Genomic DNA, 1,579 nt, shown 5'->3' with positions numbered 1-1,579 from the left:
TTCGTCGCCGACATCCGCGCGGCCGCGACGCACGAACCGGTGCTGCTCGCCGACCTCGACGGCCGAGCCCACGGCGGGGACGACGGCAGAGACAGTCACGGCGACGGGGCGCCGATCCGGAAGGCGGCCGAGGGCGGGCGCAAGCTCGGCTGGGAGGTGCCCGGCTACGACCACGGCATGCTGCACAGCTGGCTCTGCAATGACCTCTATCAAAGCGGTGATCTCCGCACGCGGCGCGGGTAAGGGGGAGGGGGTCGACACACGCGGAGCGGGGAGGGTCGGGTGTCCGAGCAGCGGTGGACGGTGATGAAGTGCACCTGGCGAGCGGCTGCGCTGGAGGTGCCGAAGTGTCTCGTGTACTGGATCGAGGACGAGCCGTGGCCCGGCGTCGTCCGGGGCGGGGAGCCCTGGCGGTCCTTCGAGGGCCGGACGACAGACAGGGTCCGGGTACCGGCGACCGCCGGTGAGGTGGACAGCTGGCGTGACGCCGCCGTCGCCTACATCGCGGAGGCCGAGGCTGCGGCCGACGAGGTGCGGCAGGTCCGGGCGCGGGGCGAACGCCAGCAGCGGGCACGGCGGTTGCCGGTGGTCCGCGCACGACTGGCGGGCCGTCGACGCCGCGCTGAGGAGGCATACGCAGCCCGGATGGCGGCTGCCACCGCGGCCTACCGTCCGGTGCTGGAGGAGATCGACGCGCGGATCGCCGTCGTGCGGGAGGAGGAACGGACCGCCCGGGAGCGGGCGGCGGCTCGCGCGGAGGCCGAACGGCTCGCCCGGTACGCCGTGTTCCAGGAGTGGAAGAAGCAACAGGCCGACGCGGCGCAGGCCGCCGATCTACGGCTGTGGAGCTGGGAACACGAGACGGACGTACTCCGCGTTCTGCCGTACGACGCCGATCGTCACACGCAAGCTCCCCTGACTGCTCGGGAGTTGGCGAAGCTCTTGGTCGTCCTCGATGGTAGCGGCTCTACCCGGGCGGCATGGGAGCCAGCGGCCCGCCGCAGGGTGGAGGAGGTGGTGGGCGCCGGGGCCTTCCCTCTCTGGTGGCGGGGCCTGCTGTGCACAACAGTGAACGCACGGGCCCGGGAGGCCGCCGAGCAGGAGATCGTCGCAACGGCCGAGCGCGTGGGTGCGGCTCTTCTCGCCGCCGGGAAGCCCGGCATCGAGACCTACAACGCGGGTAACTCGGAGTTCGTGCACGGGTGGAGGGTGGTCCTCGACTGGCCGACGCACGTCCCGCCGCCGGTCGTCACACTCCCACCGCTGCCCTGGGCAAGCAGGGGAGACCGCTGGTGGTACCGGAGTTACGGCGACACACCCCGCGACTACAGCACACTGACGCTGACTACCGTCTGGTGGCCGCCCGGCTCTGTCGGGTTCGCCGAGGTCGGAACGGAGATCGTTTACCACAGCTTCACGCGGAAACGCTGGAATACCATCACGGCCGCGTTGTTCGCGCATCTGCTCCTGAACGACGAGATCAGCCATCGCGGCCCCGGGCAGCCGAAGGACCTCACCCTCCGCATCGGCGAGCACGCGGACGCCCGCCAATTCGTACCGTTCGTCGCCGCGCTCGCCG

1 protein-coding gene and 1 pseudogene are annotated in these 1,579 nt (G+C 71.4%); both read left to right on the top strand.

All coding sequences use genetic code 11. The annotated features are described in order from the left end of the window. The coding region (locus AB0P35_RS42060; RefSeq protein ID WP_363521879.1) for a hypothetical protein at positions 1 to 243 on the top strand (243 nt) is incomplete at its 5' end. A gap of 39 nt (positions 244 to 282) precedes the next feature. Continuing rightward, a pseudogene (locus tag AB0P35_RS42055) lies at positions 283 to 1,579 on the top strand (hypothetical protein); the annotation flags it as partial.

This window comes from Kitasatospora sp. NPDC085879, from assembly GCF_040686255.1.
Lineage (GTDB): Bacteria > Actinomycetota > Actinomycetes > Streptomycetales > Streptomycetaceae > Kitasatospora.
Note: the sequence above shows the minus strand (reverse complement) of the source record. Positions and strands in the feature narration are given on the sequence as shown.